Consider the following 21,071-nt stretch of genomic DNA (forward strand, 5'->3'; position numbering starts at 1 on the left):
TGGAGTCATTAATGCTTAGAAATAAACTGTCTGTCTCGGCATTTCTTTCGTTAACGCCTACATGGATAGTGGTGTTAGTTATTTATCTGGGCACCTTGGTGTGGTCGGTTAATCTGTCTTTTACTAATTCTCGATTTATGCCATCGGATAAATACATCGGTTTTTATCAGTATGAAAAATTATTTCATACTGCTCGTTGGCTTGTTTCGATTGAAAATCTCATTGTCTTCGGCGTGCTTTATATCGGTGGCTGTTTGTGCCTTGGCTTTATATTAGCGGCCTCCCTTGATCGAAAAGTTCGCTTTGAAAATACCTTTCGTACCATTTTTCTTTATCCGTACGCCATGTCGTTTGTCGTCACTGGCGTTGTGTGGCAATGGATACTCAACCCGACGTTAGGGGTTCAGTCTGTTGTGCGGTCTTGGGGTTGGGAAACGTTTGAATTCAATTGGATTGTCGATCCCAATATGGCGATTTATACCGTTGTATTTGCTGCTGTTTGGCAAGGCGCTGGGTTGGTGATGGTGATCTTGCTTGCCAGTATGAAAGGCATCAATGAAGACCAATGGAAAGCGGCTCGAATCGAAGGTATTCCGGTTTACCGCATGTATTTATCGATCATTTTGCCTCAGCTGACACCGGCGATTTCTGCCGCTTCGATGATTCTTGGCATGGCGGTGATCAAGACCTACGACTTAGTGGTGGCACTTACTTCTGGCGGTCCGGGTTATGCGACCGAAGTGCCGGCGAAATTTATTATGGATAATTTATTCGAACGCCAAAATATTGGGCTCGCTGCGGCTGGCGCAACGGTTTTGCTGGTCAGTGTTCTGGCTGTCATTGTCCCTATTAAATACGCGTTTTATTTAAAAGCTAAGTTATCTGGCAGTAAGGGGAAAGTGCATGCGTAATGCAAAATTCATCACGCCGGGGCGAGTGGGGTTGTATGCATTCTTATTCATCTCAGCGGTTTTTTTCACTTTGCCTTTGTACACCATGATTGTGACATCGCTAAAAAGCATGGATGAGATTCGTTCGGGTGGAATCTTTAATTTACCTATGGACATAACGTTCGATGCATGGAAAACCGCGTGGAGCGGAGCCTGTATGGGAACTCAGTGTAATGGTGTGCAAGAAGGATTTTTTAATTCGATAAAAATCACCGTGCCCGCTGTGCTGATTTCCGTGGTGATTGGCTCTGTAAATGGTTATGCCTTGTCGCTTTGGAATCCGAAAGGTGGAAAGCTGTTGTTTGGCATTTTGATGGCTGGCGGACTGATTCCTATGCAGATCTTTCTTTATCCATTGGTTCGATTGTTTGCCGCGGGTGAATTATACGACACGTTATTTGGTGCGGTTCTGGTTCACGTGATTTTTGGTTTGCCACTGGTGACTCTGTTATTTCGCAGTTATTTCATGTCTGTGCCTGTTGAGTTGTGTAAAGCCGCACGCGTTGATGGTGCTGGGTTTTGGCGAATCTTTTTTGAAATCATGTTGCCTATGGCGGTTCCAATGGTGGTCGTGGCGTCGATTCTTCAATTCACCGGTATCTGGAACGATTTCCTACTTGGGCTTGTGTTTGCAGGCCACGACAATCTGCCAATGACGGTTCAATTAAACAATATTGTTAACACGACGATGGGTGAGAAAGCTTACAACGTCAATATGGCGGCGACGATTCTCACCGCGCTTGTTCCTCTGCTGGTTTATTTTATCTCTGGGCGGTGGTTTGTCAGAGGCGTAACAGCTGGCGCAGTTAAAGGGTAATTTTATGAATAAGAATATTGCAGTATCTATTAAAGATCTAAAAATAGATTACGGTAAAAATACCGTGATCAAGGATCTGAATATCGACATTAAAAAAGGCGAATTTTTGGTTCTTCTAGGGCCATCTGGTTGTGGTAAATCCACCTTGCTAAGTTCAATCGCGGGATTGCAAGAAAACGCTGATGGACGAGTCTGGATTTCTGGCAAAGATGTGACATGGTCGGAACCGAAAGATCGTGGCATCGGCATGGTATTTCAGTCGTATGCGCTGTATCCAACCATGACAGTGAAGAAGAATTTATCGTTTGGTTTGCGTGTTGCTGGTTTGGCAAAAAACCTTATCGAAGAACGAGTCAGTCGCACGTCTACTATTCTCAAACTGGATGAGTTACTTGACCGCAAACCCTCTGAGCTTTCTGGCGGTCAGCGTCAGCGAGTTGCCATTGGCCGAGCGCTAGTGCGCGATGTGGATGTTTTTCTGTTTGACGAACCGTTATCAAATTTGGATGCCAAGTTGCGAAATGAGTTGCGTATTGAGTTAAAAAAGCTGCACCTAAGTTTAGGCAATACGATGATTTATGTGACTCATGATCAGATTGAAGCCATGACGTTGGCAGATCGAATTGCCATTATGCGCGGCGGAAAAATCCAACAATTAGCCAGTCCTCATGAAATTTATTCTAAGCCGAAGAATTTATTTGTGGCTGGATTTATTGGCTCACCTGCAATGAACTTCATCCAAGGGGATATTCATTTTGCAGGCGAACAATGGGTCTTTAAAAATAGCGCATTAACTCTTCCTCTTGCAGAGTATGAATTTTCAACGATCTATCCAGAGCCTCAGCATGTGACCTTGGGGATGCGCCCCGAGCATTTGTTTCTTGCGGAAAAGGAGGCCGATATTCGAGGCACTGTCACATTGGTTGAGCCGATGGGCGCGGAAACCGTGGTTTGGTTTGACTGGAATGGTGCGAATTATGCGTTCCGTTTTATGGGCGATACGCAATTCCGCCCAGGGGATGACATTGCTTTGAATATTGATGTAGCAAAAGCCTTGTTGTTTGGTGCTGACGAAGAGCGTTTATAGGCTGTGATGAAAATGAGAGATGATATGACGAATTCAGAATACGATGCGATTGTTATCGGTGGCGGAGCGACAGGAACCTTTGCGGTTGATGAGTTAACGCAAAAAGGCTTAAAAGTCCTATTACTAGAGGCCGGGCCAGCGGTAAAAGAAGCCGATTTTAAAGCGCCGAGTAATCCCAAGAAGCGACCTGATATCAACATAATGGAGCGAGCAATTGCGACGATAAAAGGTCAGCCTATTCAGTCACGAGCGGCGTTTTTCTCCAATCAATTTAGCCATCTGTATGTGAAAGATTCCGAGCATCCATACACGACGCCCAAAGACGCGCCTTATTTATACATAAGGGGAAAGCAGCTGGGCGGGCGTTTGCATACGTTTGGTCGAGTGCTGCTGCGATGGACAGACGATGATTTCAAAATACATTCAAAGCATGGCATCGGTGTAGATTGGCCTTTGTCTTACGCTGAGTTGGCACCTTTTTATTCAGAAGTAGAGCAAAAGGTGGGGTTGTTAGGCACGCAAGATAATGTTGCCCAGTTGCCTGATGGCGAATACGCCGCGCCGTCTGAATTTACTCAGGCCGAGAAAGAATTTAAAGCTTGCCTCGAAGTTGTATCGCCCACTCGCCATGTTGTGCCTTGGCGTTATATGTTGCCCCAGCGAGAAGAGGTCGCCAACCCTCTGAAAGCGGCCAAAGCAACGGGGTTACTTGAGGTGAAAACCAACGCCATTGTTCGCAAGGTAATCATGAATGAAGCGGGCGACCGAGCGGTTGGTGTCGAGGTGATTGATCGAGTGAGCAAAGCGGTTTCTACGCTGAATGCTAAGCTCATTGTGCTTAGTGCCTCGCCGGTAGAAAGTATTCGTTTGCTGTTGAATTCCAAGCACACTCGCCATCCGAATGGTTTGGGAAATGACTATGGCAACCTTGGCAAATACTTTATGGATCAAGTGCCTTGTATTGCCATGGGCAGTTTCGCTAAGAGCAAAGGCTCTGGCTTGAATGAACTTGAGCCAATTGACGATTTTTATGGGCACTCTGGCGGTATTTTTATCCCACGCTTTGATAAACACGATGAATTGTACGGCGACTATAATTTTCAAGGTACTGTCGGTCGAAATGATGTGGCATCGAATTTGCCATCTCGTTTGTCGTTCTTTGGTTTTGGTCGAATGTTACCCGATGCCAATAACGCGGTTTCGCTCGATAAAAAGTTAGATCAATGGGGTGTTCCTATTCCTCATATTCGTTGTGTCATGGGAGAAGCGGATAAGCAATTGCTGCAGCGTCAGGAAAAAGCCGTCGTTGAATGTGTTGAATCTGTGGGCGGTGAGTTGGAATTTGTTGGTTCTCCGTTGGGTTTAACGGAAAAAGGCAAAGGCGCTTATCCCAATGAGTCTTCTATATCGCGTTTATTGTTTCGCAAATTGTTTAAAAAAATTATGCTTATGGGCGCGGCGATTCATGAAACTGGTGGCGTTCGCATGGGAGAAGAACCAACGACCTCTGTACTGAACCCTTATAATCAAGTGTGGAATGTGCCAAATGTCTTGGTTACCGATGCGTCTTGTTTTCCCGGAAGCGGCATCGCTGGTACGACATTAACGGGCATGGCGATCACGGTTCGGGCTTGTCGTCATGCGGCGGATTTAATTAGGCGCGATGAGCTTTAAGTATAGCGAGACCTTTGTTCGTGGCCTTTCTTTATGACTGGACGCAAAGGTCTCTATTATAAAAATATAAGTTGGAATGTTATGCAGAAAAACCGAGATGTCACCATGGCGGAAGTAGCAAAGCTTTCTGGGATTTCCACCTCTACAGTGAGTAGGGCGTTGGCTAATCCCGAAAAGGTGAATAAAAAAACCCTTGCTATAGTGCAGGAAGCCGCTAGAAGCCTTGGTTATACGCCGAATATGACAGCGCGAAATTTTCGTAAAGGCAAAACAACCACCATTCTAATTGTTCTTCCTGAGTATTTGCAGGCGGGTATTTCTCAGGTCATTTTGCAGCTTTTGGAGAATATCAACCGTTGCTTGGTTCAGCAGGGCTATAACTTAATGATTGCGAACATAGGCAGCGCTGAACTATCTCATAAACATATTTTGGATTTGGCTTTTGGTGGAGCGATTCGAGGCGCGATTATGCTTTCTCCAATCATTCCTAAAGAAGGTGGGCGATCTTTGTTGCAAACTGGCTTTCCTGTTGTTTCCGCTATATTTGATTTGAGTGAGCAAGGCATTCCCAGTGTGGTGACCGATGAGCGCGACATTATGAAACAAGTGACGCTTGACTTTGCACAGCGCGGATACCGAACGTTTTTCTTTGTCAGTGGCCCAGATGGCAGTTATCAGGAGTTAGAACGATACGCGGGCGTTCAGCAAGGCATAGAAGCGGCTGGCTTAAGTGCAGATTTGTTGGTCAAACTTGGTGGCGACTTTGGTTATCATGAAGGTTTTTTGACGGGTGAATCAGCGGCCGAGCTGTTTTTGACATTGGATGTAGAAAAACCCTTAGTCTTGTTATCGGGTGATGATATGTCTTTGAGCTTTATGAGTACCCTTCAACGCGCCGGAAAATCCATACCAGATGATGTATCCGTTGTTTCGTTCGATAATTCTCCTGCCTGTGAGTGGTTGCGCCCAGCGTTATCTAGCATTGCTTTTCCGTACATTGAGATCGCGGAAAATGTGGTGGCCAGTCTCTTGGATCTGTTGGAAGATAAATCGACGTCTGTCCCTGCACGAATTATGTTGGACAATACATTTCATGAGCGAGAAAGCTCAAAATAAGAGGTGCATTGCAAGGACTTAGTTTATTAAATAGACAAGTCCTTTTTGTTTTTCCTTCCGTTTTTCATCAAATAATCAATTGATCATGACTTCCATCATTGCTCAATTACGTTTTTTTAATCGCGATAAAATCTTATAAATCAGCGTGATAGTTCTTATTTTTTGCATATTTTTCGATGTTTTTATTCTGCGGCACAGTCATTGCTTTAATTCACTTGACCATATTTGTTGGCTAACACAATAAAAATAAAAGGAAACAATTGTATGTCAAATAATAAGTTGATTAATCAATCTATCTCGCGTCGTCATTTTATTAAAGGCGCAAGCACCATTGCTGGGGGAAGTATTGTTTCTCTTGGTTTGATGGGCGCCCAGTCTGTTTTTGCCAATCCAGATAATATTATTCGTATTGGTTATGTTGTTCCTCGATCTGGCCCGCTTGGTGTGTTTGGGCAAGGTGATGAGTTTTTGCTTGCGCAGATTAATAAACAATTTGCCAATGGATTGAATATTGAAGGCAAGCAATATGCGGTCGAGATTTTGGTTGGAGATACGCAGTCGAGTTCGATCCGCGCCAGTCAGGTGGCGAAGGATCTGATTAACGGCAATAACGTGGATTTGATGTTGACGTCTTCAACACCCGAAACGGTGAACCCAGTGGCTGATGCTTGTGAGGCGGCGGGTGTGCCTTGTTTGTCGACTACAGCGCCATGGGAAAGTTTCTATTTTGGCCGAGGCGCGAAACCGGGTGAGCCTTCGCCGTTTAAATGGACGTATCATTTTTGTTTTGGTGTGGCCGATTTTGCCAAGTTGTATATCGATCAATGGAGCAAGGTCGAAACCAATAAGCGTGTCGGTGTCTTGTTGCCAAATGATGCGGATGGTAATGCCATTCGCGGTTTGCTGTTACCGAGTTTGGAAAAAGCCGGTTTTACGGTTATCGATGCGGGTCCTTATGAAAACGGCACCAGTGATTTTTCTCAACAAATAAATTTGTTTAAAAAAGAGAAATGCGAAATTTTTAATACCTTTCCTTTTCCACCTGATTTTCCTGTTTTTTGGCGTCAAGCTGCACAGAAAGGCTACGCCCAACAGGTGAAAATCGCTCAGCTAGCCAAAGCGGGTTTATTCCCTGCAGAGCTCGAATCGTTAGGACGCTTGGGTTACGGCCTTCATGCTGCCGCCTATTGGCACAAAGATTTTCCATTCTTTTCTAAATCCACTGGCTTGTCTTGTTCTGAAATCGCTGCTGGTTTTGAAAGCGCCTCTGGTAAACAGTGGAATCAGCAAGTGGGCGCGAATGCGGCCTTGTTTGACGCGGCGTTAGAATCGCTTATTTCATCGAAAACGCCGAAAGACAAAGTGGCGTTAGCGATGGCAATTTCCCAATTAAATACGGAAACGGCCGTTGGCATGGTCGACTTTACATCTGGTCCAGTGCCGAACTGTGCGACGACGGGTTTGGTTGGTGTGCAGTGGGTGAAAGCTAAATCCGGTCCATGGGAGTTTGACCTTCCTATTGTGTCGAATGCGGATCATCCGTTTGTACAGCTTACCGGCAAGATGACTCCTTATAAAATTGGGGGTTAAGTATGACGATTCTTTCGACGCCGGTGATAACCGGAATCGGGATTGATAAGCACTACGGTGCTTTTCAAGTCCTGCATGGAGTGGATTTTTCGGCCAACAAGGGCGAAGCCGTCGGTATTGTCGGACCCAATGGCGCGGGTAAAACCACGCTGTTTGGTGTGCTGGCTGGAGCGACTGCGCCTTCGGCTGGTTCGGTGATTTATCAAGGTGAAGACATTACAACTATCAATGCTGCTCAGCGTTGCCATGCTGGCATTGCTCGAACGCATCAGGTGCCGAGGCCATTTTTAGGCATGACAGTATTTGAGAACTTGCTGACGGCTGCGAACAATGGCGCGGGTCTGTCTGGTGATGACGCCGAAAAGTACGCGGTACAAGCGTTGCAACAAACTGGGATTGCTCACTTGGCAAATCGGCCGACGGCAGCGCTGGGTTTATTAGACAGAAAACGTTTGGAGTTGGCGCGTGCTTTAGCAACGGCGCCTAAGGTGTTGTTGTTGGATGAAATCGGCGGTGGTTTGACCGAGGGCGAGTTGCATCAATTGGTTGCGCTGATTAGCGAATTAAAAGCAGAAGGCCTTACGATTATTTGGATCGAGCATATTTTGCACGCTTTACTGAAAGTGATTGATCGCTTGGTTTGTATGAGTGAAGGCCGAGTGATTGCAGAGGGCGCGCCCAGTGACGTGATGAATGATCCAGACGTAATGAAAGCCTACCTTGGTTCAGAATTGGAGGAGGCAGTATGAGTGCTTTGGTTGTCGATCAGTTAGTGGCGAAGCATGGTTTGCTGACGGCGGTGAGAGGTGTGTCGTTTTCTGTTGAGCAAGGCGAGGTTTTAACTGTGGTCGGTGCGAATGGCGCAGGAAAAACCACGTTATTTCGTACGTTAAGCGGCGTTCATTCGGTTGATTCTGGTTCAATTTTGCTTAATAGCGAAGAGGTTTCTGAGCTGCCTGCGTATCGGCGGGTGAATAAAGGTTTGGCCATGGTGCCAGAAGGCCGTCGTTTGTTTGTCGATATGACAGTGCGAGAAAACTTACAGATCGCTGGTGAACATGGACGTTCTGGTTCGTGGTCGTTGGATAAGGTGGTGGCGGCTTTGCCTGCTTTAGAGCCGATTCTAAATAAAGTCTCGGGCGGTTTGTCTGGCGGTCAGCGTCAGGCGGTAGCGATTGGTCGAGCGCTTATGTGTAATCCGTCGGTGTTGTTGTTAGATGAAGTGTCGCTTGGTTTATCTCCGATTGCGGTAGAAGGCTTGTATCAGTCTTTAGAGCAGCTGAAGAAAGGCAAGGAAACCACCATGATTATTGTCGAGCAAGACTTGAATAGAGCCATTCGATTCTCTGATCATTTGTTGTGTTTATTAGAAGGCAAGGTGGCGCTATCTGGGCGTTCAGATGAGCTGTCGCACGCCGATATTACTAAGGCGTATTTTGGCTTGGAAGAGGAGGTGATGAATGCTTGATTCTCTGATTCAAGGTCTTTTGTTAGGTGGTTATTACGCCATGTTAGCCGCGGGGTTGTCCTTGATGTTTGGCGTGGCGAAGTTTATTAATTTGGCCCACGGCGATTTGGCGATTCTTGGCGCTTATTTGGTGTTGTTTGGCGTTGATAACTTAGGACTTTCTCCTTGGTTGGCGGTATTGCTGTCTTTGCCTGTGATGGCGTTGGTCGGTTGGCTTTTGCAGGCATTTCTTTTTACACGGACGCAAGCGGCGGGTTTTTTATTGCCTCTGTTGGTGACCTTTGGGCTAGGCGCGGTATTGCAAAATGGCTTGTTTGGTGTGTTTGGTTCCGATACGCGCTCTCTGGCAAATTACATTGGCGATTTGTCTTGGGACAGTTGGCAAATCACCGATGAGTTAAGTGTCGGAAAGTTACCTGTGATGACTTTTGCTATCGCTATTTTAGTCTTGTCTGGCTTGCAGTTAATGCTCAGCTTTACACGCCTTGGAAGAGCGATTCGAGCGACGGCAAGCGATCCAGAGGCGGCAGAATTAAGCGGTATTAATTCCCATGCTGTGCATCGTTCTGTGGCGGCGATTGCCATGGTGTTAACGGCATTGGCAGGTTCGTTATTGGCCATGCGTGCTCAGATAACGCCATACGATGGCCCGATGCAGTTAATCTTTGCGTTTGAGGCGGTGGTCATCGGCGGTATCGGCTCGCTGTGGGGAACCTTGGTTGGCGGTATTGTGTTGGGGGTTTCTCAGAGTTTGGGCGCTACGCTGATTTCCTCTCAATGGTTTCAACTGACCGGGCATTTGGTATTTCTTGGCGTTTTGAGTTTGCGTTTCTATGGCACCATTGCTCACCAGCGAGGTGGTTGGTGGATGTTGATTAAACAACTTGCCGGGCCGATGACTCGTTGCTCATCACAAGGTTCTATTAAAGCAAAAGCCACTAAAACAAGAACAAAAAATGGGTGATCTAATATGAAGCAATTTTCAAAAGTGAATCCAACTAGTTTTACAACAGAACGTTGGTATCAAGTAGGGCGACCAGCTTTGTTGATTGGTGTGCTTTTGTTGGTGGTGTTAGCGACGGTGCCATTTTGGAGCAGTGGTTTGGTGGTCGATAAGCTGACCACTTTGTTTGTCTATATTTTGCTGGCGGTGATGTGGAATCTGTTGGCGGGTTACGCCGGATTGGTGTCCGTTGGTCAGCAAGCGTTCTTTGGTTTGGGGGCTTATTTTGCGTTGCGTCTGGTGGAAATGGGCATGTCGCCTTATCCGGCTTTTTTTGTCGGTGCATTGGGTTGTGCTGTCATCGCGCTTTTTATCTCGGTGTTTGCTCTGAGGTTTAAAGACGGTGAATTTGCCATAGCCATGTGGGTGACAGCGGAAGTGATTCGTATATTGGTAATGTTTGATCCTATTGTGCAAGGTGAAACGGGCACGTCTTTGTTGGCAATGAATCAATATGAACCAGAATTTCGCCGCAATAGTAATTTCTGGTTTGGCTTAGTTGCCATGGCCGGCATGTTAGGTTTGGTGTTGTGGTTAATCAACAGCCGTATTGGTGCTGCGGCGCAAGCCATTCGTGACGATGAAGAAGCCGCTAATTCGGTGGGCATTCGGGTGATGCGAGTGAAACAGGTCATTTTTGTGGTGGCGGCGTTTGGTTGTGCCTTGGCGGGCGCCATTTGGTTAGCCAGCGCAGTGACCTTTCAACCACGAACCTATTTTGGTGTGCAATGGACGGTTTTCATGCTGTTCATGGTATTGGTCGGCGGGCTGAAAACCTTTGAAGGTCCTATCATTGGTGCGATTGCGTTCTTTTTGTTGCAGGAATTCTTAGGTGATTATGGTGTTTGGTATTTGGCTGGGTTGGGTGCGGTGGCGATTCTTTTTGCTTTGTATGTGCCAAATGGTATTTGGGGAGAATTAGAGCAGCGCCGCGGTTTACGTTTTTTACCGACTGGGGTGAGATTGACTTTGTTTAAGAAAGAATAAGATGAGGCGTTTTTAGCGTAAAAAAAAGACCGCTCAAAGGGGATTTGAGCGGTCTTTTCGTTTCTTGGTTAAGGGTTTGGCTGAATGTTATTTCAGGCTATTTTACTTTTAGCAAAGACAAGATGGCGGTGAGTTTTTCCACTGCTTGTGAGCTGTTTTTGTTGCTGTTTTCCAGTTCGCTCACGATGTCTTTAAGTTGTAGTGATGAATCATTAATACCAATTAAGTTGCGGTTGATGTCTTCTGCTACGTTGGATTGTTCGCTGGCGGCAGACGCGACTTGGATTGTATTGTCTGAGATACCAGAAACTCGTTGGTTAACAATGCCCAGCTTGTCGGCGCTTTCAATAGACGATGCCACGGTTTGGCTGGCATTTTCTTGGCTGTCTTTGATTAAGGCCACGGCGGATTGAACATCGCCCTGTAAGCCTTTGATCAATGCGTCCACTTCTTCGGTCGATTCTTGAGTTCTGGCGGCCAGGCTGCGTACTTCGTCGGCAACGACGGCGAATCCTCGACCTTGCTCACCGGCTCGGGCGGCTTCTATAGCGGCGTTCAAGGCAAGTAAGTTGGTTTGCTCGGCAATGGCTCGAATGGTATCCAAAATGCCGTAAATAGAGTCACTACGCTGGGATACTTGACCCACTTGCTCGCCAGCTTTGTTCAGTTGTGTCGCTAAGTTTTCCACCATGGTTTTGTTGGCTTGAACCAATTCGAAGGATTCACTTAGGTATTTGCTGATTTCTGTTGCCGCATGACCGTTCTCACGAGCTAGGCTGGCGACATCGGTCGCAGAGCTCGACATTTCAGTAACTGCCGTAACAACGGAGTGAATTTGTTCTGATTGTTTTACTGTGGATTGATTGGCAATGGCGGTCGCTTTGACGAAGTCATCGTTCGCGCTGGCAACGACATCACGTTGCTGAATCAACTGAGTAATCATCGACTGGAGTTTGCTTGTGAACTGGTTGAAGCCGTTTGCCAACAGGATCAGCTCTAGATGTTTTTGTGGTTCTAGACGTTGCGTCAAATCGCCATCTTCAGAGGCGAGCGCTTCCATTCGTAGGGCAATGCAAAGTGGTCGTTATCATGCTGAGATAGTGAATGTTTCAGCTACGAGTTTAAAAAAACAAGACAATCATCTTGAGTTCGAGGTGCTTGGCGGAGCTTTCATGTATGACATGATAAGCTTGAGCCGCTAGATTATAAAACAACACAAAGGTGCCAAAGCTCCTTTGTGTTGTTTGGTACTCCATTTCTTAGGGGATCCATCGTTTTATCAATTACTATCATTGAGATGGTTGGCAATACAGCAGTATTTCTCGATCGGTTTTGTCTCTTTCATCACATGACCCGTTTGAATGCTTAGTGTGATCATGAGGAATCAGCCAAAAGCTAATCATCATAACGTCGTAAAAAAGTGATTCACTTTTTTTTCATGCTTTTATGTGACAATCTGACTTTAATTGGAACCGCTTTTTGCACCATGTTTTGCCACCATTGAGACAAATATGAAATTACTGTTAGTAGAAGACCATAAAGATATTGCGGGTGTGATCTTTGATTATTTTGAAATCAAAAACTATGTATTAGATTATGCAAACAATGGTTTGCAAGGCTATGAATTAGCAAAAACAGAACATTATGATGCCATTATCTTGGATGTGATGTTGCCGAAAATGGACGGACTAACGGTATGTAAATCATTGCGAGAAGTGGGGGTTGATACGCCGATCCTAATGCTGACAGCTCGTGATACCAAAGACGATATATTGATGGGTTTTGCTCATTTTGCTGATGATTATTTGGTGAAGCCTTTTGATTTAGATATTCTCGATTCTCGGCTTCAGGCTTTGGTTAGACGAAGAAAAGGCAGTGTTGCAGTCCGCACTCTTAGTTTTGGAAATATGTCATTGGATATGAGTACCCGCGTCTTGCAGCGAGAAGGCAGTCGATATTCTTTAAACCCTTCGCAATATACTATTTTAAAATGTCTCATGCAGAAGGCCCCAGATGTTGTATCTAAAGATGAAATCTGTGATGCCTTGTGGGGGGATGAAGAGCCGGACAGTAAAGTCCTAAGAAGTCATATTTATCAGTTGCGTACCTTGATAGATCGGCCATTTGAGCATGCTTATCTAAGAACGGTGTCAAAGGTAGGTTATCGTCTCGTTGCTGAAGGTGATGAATGAAGCAGATAAAAACCGCCAAGCAGCTTACCTTTACCTATTTTTCTATCATGGCATTCGCCATTATTGCGTTTTATTTTTCCATGTTTGCTTCCATGACTGAAAACATAGAAAAAATTTATGCTGAAAATCGCATGCAGCAAGATAAGGAAACGGCGCTTTCTTTGTTAGTAGGTACACAGTTGACTCATGTCTCTGTGCCACCGTTTTCTGAGGTGTATGTTGGTAAAGACAATTTACCGATTGGTGTCGTTCTTGCTAAAAATCTTGTTGATGATAAGGCTTATTTGCTCGATAAAGCGTCAGATACAACTCATGAAATGTATTCGATGCGCTCGAAAATTATGTTAAATGGAGAGCTGAAAGATTTGTATGTGATTCATTACGATAATATTTTTGAAATTTCCGAAGATGAAATGTTTGAAACACAAAGTACCCCGTTGATCTTGTCATTGTTGTTATTAATTGTCAGTTTGTGGGTCGTAATGCGAATCTCAGATCGCCTAACCAAACCACTTGCTCAACTTTCCAGAAGCCTTGGAGAGCGAAGCCCCGGCAATTTATCTGCCATTGAATTCCCAGAAGGGGCTGCAACGAGAGAAATTCGTCAGTTAGTGGATCGCTTAAATAGCTATCAGGGTAAAATTCATGAACTGATCGAGAGAGAGCGAGCATTTAATCGTTATGCGAGTCATGAGCTGCGTACGCCTTTGATGGTGATGAAGGGGGCAACGAATTTACTCGGCAAGTCTGATTCAAAAGTATTTGTTGAGCGTCAGCGGGTACGCTTAGTTCAAGCTTGCCAAGAAATGGAAGATTACATTACTACTTTGTTATCACTGACACGGGATGAAGACTTGACTGCAATTCATTTTCGTGTCGTGCATGACAGTGAGTATGAAAATATCCTGCAAACTCATACTGGTTATCTCTCTGGAGAATCTGTTTCGGTGGAGATTGTGAAAAATGGTCAAATAAATACCAAACTGCCTATTCCTACTTTTCATATCTTGGTGGGGAATTTACTCAAGAATGCCTTGGCCTGTACCGAAGATGGTCATGTAAATATCGTCATATCAGAAAATGAGTTAATGATTGTCGACACAGGGTGTGGTTTGAGTGGCAAACCAGGTGGTAAAAGTTATGGTTTAGGTTTGATGATAGTGCGTGATATATGTTCCAAATATCACTGTTTGTTTTCACTTGAAGATAATGATGATTCAGCAGGGTGCACTGCTAAGGTCATTTTTCCAAGCGTATGATGAAGGGCCCCAAAGAATTATTGGTTTATTTATTTTTTATAAATGAAGTTATTGGAAAAATATATTGAAAAAATAGATAGATTGAAACTGATATCAGCATAAAATAATCAAGTTTATAGATGTTATGATGTCTCTAACTTAGACACAATTTTCTTGATGGAGAATTATATGAGCTCATCAATTTTAAAACGAATTCCTTTGCAAATGTTCTGGCCGACTTTTGATCCTTTTTTGTTTTGTGCTTTTCATAACGATACTTACCCAAAAGCAAACGTTTCTATGGGGCCTGATGCACCGTTAAATAACCGTCCGTTAGGGCAGGATTTTGGCGGTATCGATGGTTGGCGTATGTATCACGGTAAAAGTATTCCTGGGTTTCCTGCTCACCCACATCGTGGTTTTGAGACAGTGACCGTTGTCAATAAAGGCTTTGTGGATCATGCCGATTCCATTGGCGCCGCTGGCCGTTATGGAGAAGGCGATACTCAATGGATGACTGCTGGTTCAGGCGTTCAGCATTCTGAAATGTTTCCTTTGCTGAATGAAGAGGGTGAGAATCCATTAGAGCTTTTTCAGATTTGGTTGAATTTGCCAAGCAAAAACAAAATGGTGCCACCGCATTTCGCCATGTTGTGGAATGAAGATACACCAGTGGTGAAAGTGGCAGACAGTAAAGGTTTGGAAACCCAAGTTAAGGTGGTGGCTGGTGCGTTTCAAAATGTCGATCCTTCGCCTTGTCCACCAAATTCTTGGGCGGCAGATAGCAAAAACGATGTTGCTATTTGGTTGATCGATTTGCCAGAAAACGGCGAATGGACACTGCCTGCGGCAGCGGCTAATTTGAACCGTACTTTGTACTTTTTTGAAGGTGAAAAGGTCACGTTAGACGATACGAAAGCGTCTATTAATGAAGCCTTTGTCTTAAAAAGTGACGCGTCTTTAGTGTTGCGAAATCAGGGCAAAAAAGCCAGATTCCTGTTGTTGCAAGGTCGTCCAATTGGCGAGCATGTTGAACAGCATGGTCCGTTTGTTATGAACACTCGTGCTGAGTTGCAGCAAGCCTTTGCTGATTATCAACGTACGCAGTTTGGCGGTTGGCCTTGGCCGCGTCATGATCAAGTACATGACAAATCCAAAGGGCGCTTTGCGGAGCATGGAAACGAAAAAGCTTAAAAGAGTTTCCTGAAATTTAGTTAATCTATTTAGTATTTCATTAAAAAAACCGTCGTATTGCGTTGATCGCAAACGGCGGTTTTTTTTGTTACTGAACTGCAAAAGCTTAAAATAGCTTGTTTGGCTGGTCAGCTGTTGATGTTTTTTATACGATAAAGTGACACAAATCTTGTATATAAAAGTAGTGCATGATGGCATTCTAAATACTGATATTTAAAAGTAATAAAATAGTGTTGCCATTGTTTAATATAAATGAACCGAAAGGACAAAAAATGAAAATACTTGCATTTGGTGCGAGCTCTAGCAAACAGTCTATTAACAAAGCCTTGGCCGGCTACACGGCAAACCTTGTAGAAGGTGCGGAAGTGACTCTTCTAGATCTTAATGATTTCGAAATGCCGCTTTTCAGTGAAGACTTTGAGAAAGAATCAGGAGTTCCTGCTCAAGCGCAAGCTTTTGTGGATGCCATTGCTCAAACAGATGTCATCATTGCTTCGTTCGCTGAACACAACGGTACGTACTCTTCGGCCTATAAAAATATTTTCGATTGGGCATCTCGAATTGAAAAAGCGGTTTATCAAGATAAGCCAATTGTTGTGCTTTCAACGTCGCCAGGCCCTGGTGGTGCGAGCAGTGTGTTGGCTCAAACCGTTAACAGCATGCCGTTTTTCAAGGGAAACGTTGTTGGTAGCCTGAGTGTGCCTAACTTTTATGGTGTGATGAAAGACGGTGAGATGGTTGACGAGTCTGTTAAGCAGGCTCTGTCAGATATTGTTGTTAAATTTTAATTTTTTAAAGTTCTAAGCTTTAAGTAATAAGGAAGCCAGATGAAGCAATTTCGTATTTGTGATTGGTTAGGAATCGATTATCCAATTATTCAGGCGCCAATGGCTGGCGTTCAAGACAGCGCTTTAGCTATTGCTGTGTCGAAATCGGGTGGTTTGGGCTCTTTGCCTTGCGCTATGTTGAGCGTAGAAGATATTGCTCGTCAGGTTTCTTTAATTAAAGAGGCTACGACTAAACCCTATAATCTGAATTTTTTCTGTCATAAGACAGCAGAATACGATGAGAAAAAACATCAGCAATGGCGAGCTTTATTGAAACCATACTTTGACGAGTTTTCTAGTCAATATGATGAGACTGTAAGAGCAGCTTCTCGAATGCCTTTTAGTCATGATGTTGCCGATGCGATAGAAGCTTTTGCACCGCCTGTTATTAGTTTTCACTTTGGCTTACCTGAGCCGGGCTTGCTGGCTCGAATTAAACGCTGGGGAACTAAGGTGTTGTCTTCGGCGACGACCTTGGAAGAGGCTATTTGGCTAGAAGAGAATGGCGCTGATGGTATTATTGCTCAGGGACTTGAAGCGGGTGGTCATCGAGGAATGTTTCTATCGAAAGACGTTTCTACCCAAGCCGGCTTGTTTTCGTTGTTGCCACAAATCGTTAGTCGAGTCAGTATTCCAGTGATTGCTGCTGGCGGAGTTTGTGATAGCCGTAGCATTGGCGGCGCATTGTTTCTCGGGGCTGATGCAGTACAAATAGGGACTTCGTATTTATTGTGTGATGAAGCGAAAACCTCAGATCTACATCGTACGGCTTTGAAAAGTGAAAGAGTCCATCATACTGCTTTAACCAATGTGTTTACGGGACGACCAGCAAGAGGAATCGCTAATCGAGTTATGAAAGATCTTGGTTATATGAATAGTAATGTTCCAGAGTTTCCTCATGCCTCAATGGAAATGGCGCAGTTGAAAGCTCTGGCAGAGAAGCGTGGCTCGGATGACTTTTCCTCTTTGTGGAGTGGGCAGAATGTGTCAGGTTGCCAAGAAATATCCGCTTTTGAATTAACCAAGCAATTTGCCAAGGCTTGTTGAATTGTTTTCTAGGTATTCCCATATAGAATCCAAGTTATAAGTTTTATTCCTTTTACAAATACCTATCTTAACCGCATGCTAGCGCCTTTAAATCGCAAGATAAGGTGTTGGCATGTGGATCTTTATTACTCTGTTTGCAGCAGGTTGTCAGTCGGTTCGAACGGCGTATCAAAATACTTTGGCTCGTGAAGCGGGCTTTTTACATGCCACTATGTCGCGTTCTTTGTATGGGTTGCCATTAGTCAGTCTATATCTGGTTATTTGTTGGCAATTATTTGGCTGGGTTTCGGTTGATCAAAACCTCACTTTTTTTGTCGCTGCCAGTATTTGTGCTATTGCTCAGATTATGGCGACGTATTTTATGTTGCGAACCTTTCAGTCTGGTAGTTTTGCCATTGGAACCTTGTTAGCGAAAACGGAAGCCGTTCTCGCCGCGCTCATTGGATTGCCTTTGCTTCATTATACGTTGACCCTTGGGTCATGGATCGGTATTTTTATAGGTGTGTTGGGCGCGGTTGTGATGAGTGTCAAATGGCAGAATATTAGGCAAGTTCATAGAGATGTTTCTCTATTGCTTGGGCTTGCGAGTGGCTTGTGTTTCGCTGTTACTTCTGTGTCTGCCTCGATTGCCAGTCATTCTTTATCCGGTTCCATCATTACTAGCGCGGGTGTCACGCTTTGGTATGTTTTGGCTTTGCAGTCTATTATTTTGTGTAGCATTCAGGTTTATAAGAGCAAAGATATTCTGGCTCCGTTTAAACATGAGTTCGCGTTAAGTTGCAAAGTAGGTGTGTTGAGCTCTTTGGGCTCAATCGGTTGGTTTACGGGGTTTGCTTTGGTTAATCCTGCCTTGGTAAAAACGCTAGGGCAAATCGAAATAATCGGAACCTTGTATTATTCAAAAGTACGTTTTGCTGAAAAAATGACGAAACAGCAGTGGATTGGTGGCGCTATGATTATGATTAGCGTTATTTTAGTGGTGACATCGACGATAAGGTGAGGGAAGCATGGAATCGAATAAGATCAATTATGTGGAATTGCCAGCACGTGATTTGGCGTTAAATAAAGCCTTTTTTAGTCAAGTATTTGGTTGGGGTTTTAAAGATTATGGTCCGGAATATTCAGCCTTTGAAAATGCAGGATTAGATGGCGGTTTCTTTCAGGCGAACTTTTGTTCAAGACCACAAAATGGCGCGGCGCTGATTATTTTATACAGTAGTGAACTCGAAGTGGTGTTTGAAAAAGTGCAGGTGGCTGGCGGGACGATAGAGCAAGTGATTTTTGATTTCCCCGGCGGTCGTCGTTTTCACTTTCTTGATCCATGCGGTAATGAATGGGCGGTATGGAGTGAACCTAGCGAGTAAAAAAATGGCCTTTGCACTGTGTCGTGTGAAGGCCATTTATATGTATGTCGAGTATTATTGATGAGTAAACTCACCACAATAATTCGTGTTCCACTTTTCTAAAATGCTGTAATAACTTTCGCCTGTGGCAATCAGCCAATGGAGTTTGCAGAAGGCGGCTTCTAAGGTCATGTCTCTTCCACTTAATACATTCATCGAAGATAATATAGATCCCGCTGCATACGCGCCCTGAGAGACTCCACCGTGCAGGCATTGTGTCACATTCACGGTGTTTTTCTTGCGCAACATGGCTTCCGTTAAGAAGGATAAAAACGCAGGATTTTGATCAGGCACATTACCCGCGCCATAGGTTAACAGGACAATCGCTTTGCAATTATCATCGTCCAGTAGGCTTTGGTACACCGCAACGGGCTGACTTGGATGCAAAGTAATGACACCAACGGCACCCGCTTTAAAACACACAATGCTGTTTTCAAGTGAGGTTGTTAGGGGGTCTTCGTCGCTGTTAATCATACGATTTGGATAAAGCTGCATACCAATCGCCAGTTCACCAAGCAAATCATCATTTGGGGTGTGAAAAGCTTCAAACCGACCACTGCTGATTTTTTGAATACGATTGCCGCGCATGAGTTTGCCATCAAACACTAGACTCACGTCGGCTATTCGATGAGAAATTGCCAGCGATAGTGCAGCCTGCAGATTCGAAGTGGCATCACTGCGATTCATTCCTAGCGGAATTTGAGAGCCAGTCAGGATGATGTTTTTAGCGCAAGCACCGAGCATGAAAGACAAGGCGGAAGCGGTATACGCCATGGTGTCCGTACCGTGGAGAATGACAAAACCATCGTAATCTTGCCAATGGGTTGCAAGAATAGACAACAATTTTGTCCAGTGTTTTGGCGTGATATTGGCGCTGTCAATTAAGGGTGAAATTTCCAGTACTTCAAAAGAGGGAAGCGTGTTTATGCTCATCCCTAATGCCATTTCTATGCGTTCTTGCAAACCAGAAGCAGGGGCTAGGCCTTGCTCTGTTTGAACCATGCCTATGGTGCCGCCTGTATATAAGACGAGGACTTGAGCGCTCATATTACCACCTTGCTGGGAGACAACATGGATTGTGGGCTTAGCAAAATATTCACCTGTTCTTCTGTGAGTAGGTTTTCCTCAATGACCAGAGCCTTGACGGTATTGCCAGTATGCAGCGCGGTGTTAGCAATGCGGGAGGCATTGGCGTAACCAATATGCGGAACCAGAGCGGTAATAATGCCGATACTATTTTCTACGTGGCCTGCGCAGACTGCTTCATTGGCGGTGATGCCGCGTATGCAGCGAGTTTCTAACATCTGACAAGCCTCTTTAAGCATTTTTAACGAATTCAGTACGTTATAAATGATCATGGGTTCCATGGCGTTCAACTGTAATTGGCCAGCTTCTGCAGCTAATGTTACTGCAAGATCTGAGGCAATGACCTGATACGCGGTTTGGTTCATTGCTTCCGGAATCACTGGGTTTACCTTGCCCGGCATAATGGAAGAGCCTGGTTGCATGGGCGGTAAGTTAATCTCACCTAAGCCTGTGCGAGGGCCGCTTGAGAGTAGGCGCAAATCATTGCTCATCTTGCTGAGTTTGATAGCAAGGCGTTTCAATATGCCGGAGAAAAACACAAACGCGCCCATGTCAGAGGTGGCTTCTACTAGGTTGCTGGCAGGTACCAGTGGCTTAGTCGAAATGGTGGCTAATTTTTCTACAACCAGTTTGGCGTAACCTTCAGGAGTATTGATGCCAGTACCGATTGCGGTGCCGCCAAGGTTAACTTCGCATAGCAGTGCACAAGCTTCACTGATGCGATCAATGTCTTCGCCAAGGGTAACGGCGAAAGCGTCGAATTCTTGGCCTAATGTCATGGGTACAGCATCTTGAAGTTGTGTGCGGCCCATTTTTACAATGTGTGCAAATTCACGCGCTTTGGCTTCTAGCGCTTCTTTCAATGAGGCAAGGCTTGGAACAAAGTTATCTGCTGCAAACTGAATGCCCAAGCAGGCGGCTGTTGGGTAAGCGTCGTTGGTGGATTGTGAGCGGTTTACATCGTCATTTGGGTGTAGGAATTTGTATTCGCCTTTTTCATGACCTAATTTCATTAGGGCAATGTTGGCAATTACTTCGTTGGCGTTCATGTTGGTTGAAGTGCCAGCGCCACCTTGAATAACATCGACAATGAATTGATCGTGATATTGACCTTGGATTAAATCTTGGCAGGCATAGACAATGGCATCGGCTTTTTCGGTTGTTAGTAGTTTCATTTCTTGGTTGGTTCGAGCGGCAGCGGCTTTTACCATGGCCAGCGCTTTGATTAGCTCAGGGAAGTGTGAAATCGGAACGCCAGTGATGGAAAAGTTCTGAGCTGCACGCAACGTTTGTATGCCGTATAACGCATCAGCGGGAACGTCCATATTGCCAAGTAAATCGTATTCAGAGCGAGTGTTCATCTTGTGTTTCCTGGCACCTCACCGGATCACG

The 21,071-nt window shown here is 44.8% G+C and carries 20 protein-coding genes; 17 read left to right on the forward strand and 3 right to left on the reverse strand.

What is annotated here, in order from left to right; translation table 11 throughout:
- Positions 1 to 11: 11 nt before the first annotated feature.
- The 10 genes from ACO05V_RS11595 (at position 12) to ACO05V_RS11640 (ending at position 10,692) form a co-directional block, all read left to right on the forward strand.
- Positions 12 to 911: a carbohydrate ABC transporter permease gene (locus ACO05V_RS11595; RefSeq protein ID WP_421851308.1), complete on the forward strand. Its 900-nt coding sequence runs from the start codon at positions 12 to 14 to the stop codon at positions 909 to 911.
- A complete protein-coding gene (locus ACO05V_RS11600; protein WP_421851311.1) occupies positions 904 to 1,767 on the forward strand; it encodes a carbohydrate ABC transporter permease in 864 nt (287 codons plus the stop codon). Before ACO05V_RS11595 ends, ACO05V_RS11600 begins: the two co-directional genes overlap by 8 nt.
- Positions 1,768 to 1,771: 4 nt before the next feature.
- Positions 1,772 to 2,854, forward strand: coding sequence for an ABC transporter ATP-binding protein (locus ACO05V_RS11605; RefSeq protein WP_421851315.1), 1,083 nt, complete (start codon positions 1,772 to 1,774; stop codon positions 2,852 to 2,854).
- 24 nt (positions 2,855 to 2,878) lie between these two features.
- Positions 2,879 to 4,528 (forward strand): GMC oxidoreductase, encoded by a 1,650-nt coding sequence (locus ACO05V_RS11610; RefSeq protein WP_421851318.1) that lies wholly within the window; start codon positions 2,879 to 2,881, stop codon positions 4,526 to 4,528.
- Positions 4,529 to 4,609: 81 nt separating this feature from the next.
- Positions 4,610 to 5,644, forward strand: coding sequence for a LacI family DNA-binding transcriptional regulator (locus ACO05V_RS11615; RefSeq protein WP_421851322.1), 1,035 nt, complete (start codon positions 4,610 to 4,612; stop codon positions 5,642 to 5,644).
- A gap of 264 nt (positions 5,645 to 5,908) precedes the next feature.
- Positions 5,909 to 7,234, forward strand: a complete 1,326-nt coding sequence (locus ACO05V_RS11620; protein ID WP_421851325.1) for an ABC transporter substrate-binding protein — start codon at positions 5,909 to 5,911, stop codon at positions 7,232 to 7,234.
- A 2-nt stretch (positions 7,235 to 7,236) separates the two neighbouring features.
- Positions 7,237 to 7,983, forward strand: a complete 747-nt coding sequence (locus tag ACO05V_RS11625) for an ABC transporter ATP-binding protein (RefSeq protein ID WP_421851327.1) — start codon at positions 7,237 to 7,239, stop codon at positions 7,981 to 7,983.
- The gene (locus ACO05V_RS11630; protein WP_421851330.1) at positions 7,980 to 8,702 is read left to right on the forward strand and encodes an ABC transporter ATP-binding protein; all 723 of its coding nucleotides are present in this window, start codon (positions 7,980 to 7,982) and stop codon (positions 8,700 to 8,702) included. Before ACO05V_RS11625 ends, ACO05V_RS11630 begins: the two co-directional genes overlap by 4 nt.
- A complete protein-coding gene (locus ACO05V_RS11635; protein ID WP_421851333.1) occupies positions 8,695 to 9,666 on the forward strand; it encodes a branched-chain amino acid ABC transporter permease in 972 nt (323 codons plus the stop codon). Before ACO05V_RS11630 ends, ACO05V_RS11635 begins: the two co-directional genes overlap by 8 nt.
- Positions 9,667 to 9,672: 6 nt before the next feature.
- Positions 9,673 to 10,692, forward strand: coding sequence for a branched-chain amino acid ABC transporter permease (locus ACO05V_RS11640; RefSeq protein WP_421851336.1), 1,020 nt, complete (start codon positions 9,673 to 9,675; stop codon positions 10,690 to 10,692).
- 97 nt (positions 10,693 to 10,789) lie between these two features.
- Here ACO05V_RS11640 and ACO05V_RS11645 read toward each other — a convergent pair whose 3' ends face one another.
- Positions 10,790 to 11,752, reverse strand: a complete 963-nt coding sequence (locus tag ACO05V_RS11645; protein ID WP_421851340.1) for a methyl-accepting chemotaxis protein — start codon at positions 11,750 to 11,752, stop codon at positions 10,790 to 10,792.
- A gap of 451 nt (positions 11,753 to 12,203) precedes the next feature.
- Between ACO05V_RS11645 and ACO05V_RS11650 the strand changes: the two genes are divergently transcribed.
- From ACO05V_RS11650 to ACO05V_RS11680, 7 genes are all read left to right on the forward strand, one after another.
- Complete coding sequence (locus tag ACO05V_RS11650) at positions 12,204 to 12,884, forward strand: response regulator transcription factor (RefSeq protein ID WP_421851343.1); 681 nt, start codon at positions 12,204 to 12,206, stop codon at positions 12,882 to 12,884.
- A complete protein-coding gene (locus ACO05V_RS11655; RefSeq protein WP_421851346.1) occupies positions 12,881 to 14,143 on the forward strand; it encodes a sensor histidine kinase in 1,263 nt (420 codons plus the stop codon). The genes ACO05V_RS11650 and ACO05V_RS11655 overlap by 4 nt, the downstream gene beginning before the upstream one ends.
- A 168-nt stretch (positions 14,144 to 14,311) precedes the next feature.
- Positions 14,312 to 15,316: a pirin family protein gene (locus ACO05V_RS11660; protein ID WP_421851349.1), complete on the forward strand. Its 1,005-nt coding sequence runs from the start codon at positions 14,312 to 14,314 to the stop codon at positions 15,314 to 15,316.
- 272 nt (positions 15,317 to 15,588) lie between these two features.
- Positions 15,589 to 16,104, forward strand: a complete 516-nt coding sequence (locus ACO05V_RS11665; RefSeq protein ID WP_421851352.1) for an NADPH-dependent FMN reductase — start codon at positions 15,589 to 15,591, stop codon at positions 16,102 to 16,104.
- Positions 16,105 to 16,143: 39 nt separating this feature from the next.
- Complete coding sequence (locus ACO05V_RS11670; protein ID WP_421851355.1) at positions 16,144 to 17,190, forward strand: NAD(P)H-dependent flavin oxidoreductase; 1,047 nt, start codon at positions 16,144 to 16,146, stop codon at positions 17,188 to 17,190.
- A 112-nt stretch (positions 17,191 to 17,302) separates the two neighbouring features.
- On the forward strand, positions 17,303 to 18,190 hold the full coding sequence (locus tag ACO05V_RS11675) for an EamA family transporter (protein ID WP_421851358.1): 888 nt from the start codon (positions 17,303 to 17,305) through the stop codon (positions 18,188 to 18,190).
- Positions 18,191 to 18,197: 7 nt separating this feature from the next.
- Positions 18,198 to 18,554, forward strand: a complete 357-nt coding sequence (locus ACO05V_RS11680; RefSeq protein ID WP_421851360.1) for a VOC family protein — start codon at positions 18,198 to 18,200, stop codon at positions 18,552 to 18,554.
- A 54-nt stretch (positions 18,555 to 18,608) separates the two neighbouring features.
- On the opposite strand, the gene ACO05V_RS11685 is transcribed toward ACO05V_RS11680, so the two are convergent.
- Positions 18,609 to 19,640 carry an asparaginase gene (locus ACO05V_RS11685; protein ID WP_421851363.1) on the reverse strand — a complete coding sequence of 344 codons (1,032 nt, stop codon included), beginning with the start codon at positions 19,638 to 19,640 and terminating at the stop codon, positions 18,609 to 18,611.
- Positions 19,637 to 21,040 carry an aspartate ammonia-lyase gene (locus ACO05V_RS11690; RefSeq protein ID WP_100185582.1) on the reverse strand — a complete coding sequence of 468 codons (1,404 nt, stop codon included), beginning with the start codon at positions 21,038 to 21,040 and terminating at the stop codon, positions 19,637 to 19,639. Before ACO05V_RS11690 ends, ACO05V_RS11685 begins: the two co-directional genes overlap by 4 nt.
- Positions 21,041 to 21,071: the final 31 nt, after the last annotated feature.

It is taken from the genome of Marinomonas sp. (assembly GCF_965225885.1).
Taxonomy (GTDB): Bacteria; Pseudomonadota; Gammaproteobacteria; order Pseudomonadales; family Marinomonadaceae; genus Marinomonas.